Annotated in this window: 2 protein-coding genes and 1 pseudogene; all 3 read right to left on the bottom strand. The window is 33.5% G+C overall.

The genetic code is table 11. The features are described from left to right. Nucleotides 1-203, bottom strand: a pseudogene (locus tag J4P91_RS29325) (spore germination protein); the annotation flags it as partial. Nucleotides 204-587: 384 nt separating this feature from the next. Continuing rightward, complete coding sequence (locus J4P91_RS28505; RefSeq protein WP_207996772.1) at nt 588-1,988, bottom strand: amino acid permease; 1,401 nt, start codon at nt 1,986-1,988, stop codon at nt 588-590. Nucleotides 1,989-2,136: 148 nt separating this feature from the next. After that, on the bottom strand, nt 2,137-2,928 hold a 792-nt coding region (locus tag J4P91_RS28500), incomplete at its 5' end, for a response regulator (RefSeq protein WP_207996771.1).

Genomic DNA, 2,928 nt, shown 5'->3' with positions numbered 1-2,928 from the left:
AAGTGAACATCAGAATTATGACCGATTTCTTGTCTTATGAGTTCTAAGTCTGATGTGAAGTCACCCGTAAAATGAACCGTTGAGTTTCGAGAAGGCTTAGTTTGTTGTTTAGCATTGCCTTGAATGGTATTTTTTTGCACCTGGTTATCCTTTGATTTCCACCAACTCATTCTTACCACTCTTTCTCTGATATATTGACCCAATGAAAAAATCTTGAGATAATATATGGAATTAAAAATACGATAAAAGCTTGTACAAAAATTTTCCAATCCGGAAGATAGGAAACAATCATATTCCACATTTTCATCACCTTATCAATGCACTCTCCTAGGAACAAGATTTTATCAAATCTGGTCTTTTTTTATAAAGATTCCAAAAAATAGAACGGTGGACATTAATTTCATTCCGTACTAAACTCTTGTTACCATTGAGACTTTCTGTTCCTAATTTCAATTTCAATTTTCTAGATATTGTTTCCTTTTATGCCTATTTATATGCTTGCATATAAATTAAATATAAAAGGATGTAATAATACCTATTAAAGTAAAAAAGATGCTATCTCTAGCATCTTTTTTACTTTAATTTAACTATTTATTTATATTTTTAGCCAAATTACTTTTATTTTTTCCATATAACATATATATAACAAGTCCAATAAGCATCCAGATTATAAAACGAATCCAAGTAACTTCTGGAAGACTGATGATAAGATATAATGAAAAACAAATCCCAGTCAACGGAATTACAGGGACAAAAGGCGTCTTAAATTTCCTTTCTAAATCTGGTCTTTTCTTTCTTAACACAATGATAGAAGAACAAATTAATATAAATGCTGATAATGTACCAATATTAACTAATTCGGCTACCTCACTAATAGGGGTAAATCCTGATATTATTGCTGTAATTATACCGATAATTAATGTAGGACGATGTGGCGTCTTATATTTAGGATGTACCTTTGTAAACCATTTTGGTAATAATCCATCTCGACTCATTGCAAACCAAACTCGCGAGCCTGCAAGTGTGAACGAAAATAAAACAGAAAGTATGCCTGTAATAGCTGCTGCAGAGATAAATAAAGTAATCCATTTTAATCCTGCATCACTGAAAATCTTAGCTACCGGTGCAGCGTTATTCAATGTATGATATGGTGCCATTCCTGTAATTACTAAAGACATTCCAATATACAGGCATAATGCAATTATTAAAGATATGACTACAGCTCTTGGTAAATCACGTTGTGGATTCTTGGCTTCTTCAGCTGCTGTAGTTAACGTATCATATCCAAATACTGCAAAGAATACAAGCGCAGCACCACTCATTACGCCATTAAAACCAAAAGGCATAAAAGGATGCCAATTGGCTGAATCGATGTAGAAGCTTCCAACAGCAATAACCACTAAAATAATACTTAGCTTAATAATTACCATCAACGTGTTGAATTTTGATCCCCACTCCATACCAAATGTTAATAATCCAGCAATAGCTAGACTTATAATAACTGCAATTAAGTCTACTCGATGCCCTTCTCCTGTACCTGGAGCCCCTTGGGCCCAAATTGGAATATGTATTCCGATTTGTTGAAGTAATTCTTGCATATATCCAGACCAACCAATAGCAACTACTCCCACTACTAAAATATATTCTAGTAACAGATCCCACCCAATTAACCATGCTACTCCTTCTCCTAATACAGCATAGCTATAAGTATATGCACTCCCAGAAACGGGGATAAGTCCAGCAAATTCAGCATAGCATAGTGCGGCAGCTGCACTAGCTAGTCCAGCAATAATAAAAGATAAAATAACTGCAGGACCAGCATGCTCAGATGCAGCTACTCCTGTTAGAACAAAAATTCCAACCCCAATAATTCCTCCTAGTCCAATTGCAGTTAATTGCCATAATCCTAACACTCGATTTAGTCCAGTGCTTCTAAGGCCTTCCTTTTGCAAATGATCAATGGACTTTTTTCTAATAAATGCATTCATTTTCTTTCCCCCTGAGATTACATAAAAATACAAAAATAATTAGAATTCAGATTATTTTAGCGCGATTATTTATTTAAAACAGAATATATAAGCGAAACAGTTATAATTATAAATTCAACATTGGAGATTAAGAATTAGCTAGAGTTCGTCATTGCAGTTCCAAGTGTATCCGTTTTGCTTCAAAATAAAGAACCTGAATAAATTTTTTCGTATCGATACGAGTAGGTAATGTTGGCTCATTATTCAATTCTGTCATCTTTCTCCTTACAGTAGTAAAATCAAAAAACCTAGAAGCGTAGTTTTCAAACTTCGGGTTTAAAAAATCAGTAAGTCCAAGGGATGCTAAATGGTTTAATGATTGATAAATTGCCCTTCTAATCCGTTGTTTTGAGGCTTCAATCGACCTTTTTAATTCGGCTTCTTCAGCTGATTCTCCAAGTCTTTTTTGAGCCAAATTCACAAAAATCTCTTTTAGTGAGGGAAACCCTTGTTCCAACGTTTTATCTTGTTCATATTTATATAAATAATCCAGCATGTCCATTAAATCTTTACTTCCGCTTTCACTGGCTATCCCTAATTCAGATAGAAGAAAATGAATGGAATTTCGAAAATGATTGAAAGTACTTATATGTTTTTCATTACGGTATTTTTCCTGCGTACTTTGATTACTATCTAATTTTAGTACCATATTGAGCGATTCTTGAATGTTTTTTATCGATTTTTCCAATCGGATTCGTTCGATGACTTTCTGAACGACTGTTAATACTTCAATCCGGTTAATGGGCTTAATAATATAGTATTCAACGCCAAGCGAATACGCTTCAGCAATTAATTCTTTTGATTCTACTTGAGAAACCATGATGATTTTCCCTTTAAATGACGGTTTTATTTGACGAATTGTTTTTATTCCATCTTGAATCGGCATTAACAAATCGATAAA

The sequence above is a fragment of the Bacillus sp. XF8 genome, from assembly GCF_017498755.1.
Classification (GTDB): Bacteria; Bacillota; Bacilli; order Bacillales; family Bacillaceae_G; genus Bacillus_A; species Bacillus_A bingmayongensis.
The sequence above is the reverse complement of the archived record's forward strand: the minus strand, read 5'-3'. Positions and strand labels throughout refer to the sequence as shown.

What these genes read in the sequence shown, in the direction of transcription:
- J4P91_RS28505 (WP_207996772.1), bottom strand. Translation starts at nt 1,988, where the DNA reads ATGAATGCATTTATTAGAAAAAAGTCCATTGATCATTTGCAAAAGGAA.